This window comes from Streptomyces sp. NPDC054841 (genome assembly GCF_053611045.1).
In genome coordinates this window covers 1-4,007 of record NZ_JBSGZO010000634.1, presented here as the reverse complement: position 1 = coordinate 4,007, position 4,007 = coordinate 1, and the positions used below count along the sequence as shown (strand labels likewise).

Here is a 4,007-nt window from a genome sequence, read left to right as displayed (position 1 = left end):
CCCGCGTACGTCGCGGGCGCGGCCTTCGCGTTTCGGCGCGGTGCCGGGCGCTCCGAGCCGGCGGGCCCGCGGGTGCCGTGCCTCCGCACGGCCGGGTGCGCCGCGGCGGCACAGTGCGACGTGTCACAGACAACTCGGCGAGGCTGTGGGAACTTCAACTCTGTTGTTCCTCGGTGGAGTTGCCGAAGAGCCGGGAGTGAGTGCCCGGCACGGTCTGCCCGCATGTCGAGAGGATCGAATGAGCACCCTGGAAGCCATGACGCTCGACCAGGTGGTCGACACGGTTCGGTATCCCCTGCCGGAACTCGAGAGCGACGAGGGACAGGCGGTGGTTTCCCGAGCCCGGCGCGAACTGCTGACCGTCGGCTGCACCGTGCTGCCGGACTTCATCCGCCCGTCGCTCCGAGACGTCCTGCGGCAGGAATGCTCGGCCATCGCGCCCCGGGCGCACTTCGACGTCGAAACCGTCAACGTCTACAACATTGCCGTCGACTCGGTCCTGCCGGCGGACCACCCCGGCCGCAGGACGTTCCAGCGGGGCAACGCGTTCGTCGCGCGGGACCGCGTCCCCGCGGACTCCCTCATCAGCCGGCTCTACACCCACGAGGTGTTCCAGCGCTTCATCGCCCGCTGCTTCGGACTGCCGCAGCTGCACGAACTGGCGGACCCGCTCTCCGGGCTGGTACTCAACGTCGTCGCGCCGGGCATGGAGCACCCCTGGCACTTCGACACCAACGAGTTCACGGTGAGCATGCTCACCCAGCAGGCGCAGGCCGGGGGCGACTTCGAGTACTGCCCGAACATCAGGACCGCGCAGGACGAGAGATTCGACGACGTCCGGGACGTACTGGACGGCCGGGGCGAGCGGCTGATCCGGCGCCTGCCCCTGCAACCCGGTGACCTGCAGCTGTTCATGGGCCGCTACTCGCTGCACCGGGTGAGCCCTGTGCGGGGCGGGATCGCACGCCACTCCGCGATCTTCGCCTACAGCGAGCGCCCCGGGGTCGTCGGGAGCGTGGCACGGACCCGGCAGCTCTTCGGCCGGGTACTGCCCGAGCACCTGGCGGCCGAGGACCGGGCCGTCCGGGGCGACCGGCTGCTGGACTAGGGGTTTCTTGTGGATCAGCCGGGCAAGATCCGCAAGACACCTGCCAGGCCTGAGGCGTTTCCCGCTCTGAGATCCGCTCTGAGATCCGCTCTGCGATCCACATTGCGATCCACATTGCGATCCGCTCTGAGATCCACTCTGAGATCCACGGAGGAGTAAGCCCTGTGCGTTTCGACGCGACCGGAAAAGTCTCGCTCGACCACATCTACACCCAGCCCGATCCGCGCAGCTACTTCAGAGCGCTGCGCCCACTCGGCTACAGCGTTCCGCAACACGCCAAGCCGTACTTCGCCAAGTTCATCAAGGAGTACCGGGAGTCCCGGTCCGTCGCGGTGCCGAAGGTGCTGGACATCGGCTGTTCGTACGGAATCAACGCCGCCCTGCTGAAGTACGACGCGACCATGGACGAGCTGTACGAGCGCTACGGCGACGAGGACCGCGAGGGGGAGAGCCGCGAAGCCCTGCTGGCCCGGGACCGGGAGCTGTCCCGTTCGCGCCGGCCCGCGCAGGACGTACGCTTCGTCGGCCTGGACACCTCCGGCAGCGCGCTGTCCTACGCACTCGAGGCCGGGTTCCTCGACGACGCCGTGCACGCCGACCTGGAGAACAACGAGCCCACACCCCGTCAGCTCGACCAGCTCACCGGGACGGACCTGGTGATCTCGACCGGCTGCCTCGGGTACGTCACGGAGCGGACGCTCACGCACGTCGTGCGGGCCCAGGGCGACCATCGGCCCTGGATGGCGCATTTCGTGCTGCGGATGTTCCCGTTCGACCCCGTCGAGCGCGCACTGGCCGGGCTGGGATACCGGACCGTCCGCGTCGACGGTGTGTTCAGACAGCGGCAGTTCGCCTCCCCGGAGGAGCAGGCCCTCGTGCTGGACGGCATGTCGTCCGCCGGGGTGGATGCGCGGGGCCTGGAGGCGGAAGGCTGGCTCTACGCACAGCTCCATCTTTCCCGGCCGTACGGCATCTCAGGTCCCAACGATGCGAATCGAGAGCAGAAGTGAACAACAGCCAGGGTGTGGCGGGCCGCACGACGACCTTCGCCCATGAGGACGGTCTGCCGCGGGTGCCGCTGCCCACACTGGAGGCGAGCTGCGAGCGGTTCCTCGCCTGGTGCGCGCCGCTGCTCACTCCGGACGAGCGGGCGGCGACCGAGGCGGAGGTGGCCGCCTTCCTCCGGCCCGACGGTCCCGGCCGGGTGCTGCACGCGGCGCTGGAGGAGTACGACGCCACGGCGGGCGTGCACAGCTGGCTCGACACCTTCTGGCCGTACCGCTACCTGGGCCGCCGGGACCGGATCGCGCTCAACGCCAACTTCTTCTTCCTGTTCCAGGAGTCCGGCCAGGCGCAGGTCGAGCGGGCGGCCGGGCTCATCGCAGGGGCCCTCAACTACAAGGGGCAGCTCGACCAGGAGCGCATCCCGCCGGTGGTGCAGCGCGGAGTGCCCCAGTCGATGGTGCAGAACAAGTTCCTCTTCTCCACCACCCGGATCCCCGGCGCGCAACAGGACACCGTCCGCGCCCCCTACAGCGAGGAATGGCCGGGCCCGTCCAGTGCCCGGCACATCGTGGTGTTCTTCCGCGGCAGCATGTTCCGGCTGGACGTGCTCGGCGCGGACGGCGTCCCGCACAGCCTGGACGACCTCGAGGCGGGCCTGCGCGCCGTGATGAAGGCCGGAGCCGAGCCGGGCGCCGCGGACACCTCGGTGGGTCCCCTCACCACGATGGCCCGCGCGGAATGGGCGGCCGCCCGTGAGTCCCTGCTCGCCTGCCACCCCCGCAACGCGGACGCACTGGAGGACGTCGAGGCCGCGCTGTTCTGCGTCTGTCTGGAGGACTTCGCTCCCTCGGACACCCAGGAGGCCTGCGACGAGCTGCTCTACGGTGACCGTGGCAACCGCTGGTTCGACAAGGCCGTGTCCCTGATCGTGTTCGCCGACGGCCGGGCGGGCATCAACGTGGAGCACTGCGAACTGGACGGGACCACCATCCTCAGCTTCGTCGACGCTCTGCTCGGCACCCCGGCCGAGGAGCACTCCCGGCAGTCCGGAGCCCGCTCCCAGGGCCTGCCGGCGCTGGAGCCGGTCGTGTTCGAGCTGGACGACGCGCTACGGGCCCAGGTGCGCGCCGCCGCCGAGGCGTTCGCCGCGTACGGGGAGGCCACGGCGACCACGACCGTGTCCTTCGCGGACTTCGGGAGCAGCACGGCCAAGGCCCTGGGCGTGTCACCGGACGCGTTCGTCCAGGTCGCCTACCAGCTCGCCCACCAGCGGGCCAAGGGACTCCTGGGCGCCACGTACGAGTCGATCGCCACCCGGCAGTACCGGAACGGCCGGACCGAGGCGATGCGCGTCGTCACTCCCGAGATGCTGGCCTTCGTGTCGGTGATGGAGGACCCGGCGGCTGACGCGGAAACCCGCCTAGCCGCGTTCCGCGCCGCCGCCGAGGCCCACGTGTCCCGCGCGAAGGCGTCCCAGGCCGGCCAGGTCCCCGAGCAGCACCTGTGGGAACTGGAACTGATCCAGCGCCGCCGCGGCGCGGAGCTCGGCGTATCCGAGCAGCCCGCGCTCTACCGGACGCCGGGCTGGCTCACGATGCGGGACGACTACCTGAGCACCAGCTCCGCGCCGTCCCACAACATCCAGTACTTCGGCTTCGGATCGACCAGCAGCCGCTGCATCGGGGTGGCCTATGTGCTGCTGCCCGAGCGCTTCAACCTCTATCTGAGCACGCCACTGGCGGTCGCGGACCAGATGCGGACCTTCGCCGACCGGCTCCGGGAGGCGGTGGGGGAACTGCGGGAGCTGCTGGGGTCGGAGCGGTCCGAGGACTGAAGAAGTCACGCTCGGGCCGGCTCCGGTGAGCGATGGGCCGGCGTGCACGGAGCGTCGGCC

The 4,007-nt window shown here is 70.1% G+C and carries 3 protein-coding genes; all 3 read left to right on the top strand.

Annotation, left to right across the window (positions count from 1 at the left end):
• The first annotated feature begins 238 nt into the window (after window positions 1–238).
• On the top strand, window positions 239–1,108 hold the full coding sequence (locus ACWGI8_RS40845; protein ID WP_453668515.1) for a HalD/BesD family halogenase: 870 nt from the start codon (window positions 239–241) through the stop codon (window positions 1,106–1,108).
• Between the two features lie 164 nt (window positions 1,109–1,272).
• Window positions 1,273–2,118: a class I SAM-dependent methyltransferase gene (locus ACWGI8_RS40840; RefSeq protein ID WP_453668514.1), complete on the top strand. Its 846-nt coding sequence runs from the start codon at window positions 1,273–1,275 to the stop codon at window positions 2,116–2,118.
• Window positions 2,115–3,947: a choline/carnitine O-acyltransferase gene (locus tag ACWGI8_RS40835; RefSeq protein WP_453668513.1), complete on the top strand. Its 1,833-nt coding sequence runs from the start codon at window positions 2,115–2,117 to the stop codon at window positions 3,945–3,947. The genes ACWGI8_RS40840 and ACWGI8_RS40835 overlap by 4 nt, the downstream gene beginning before the upstream one ends.
• Window positions 3,948–4,007 lie beyond the last annotated feature (60 nt).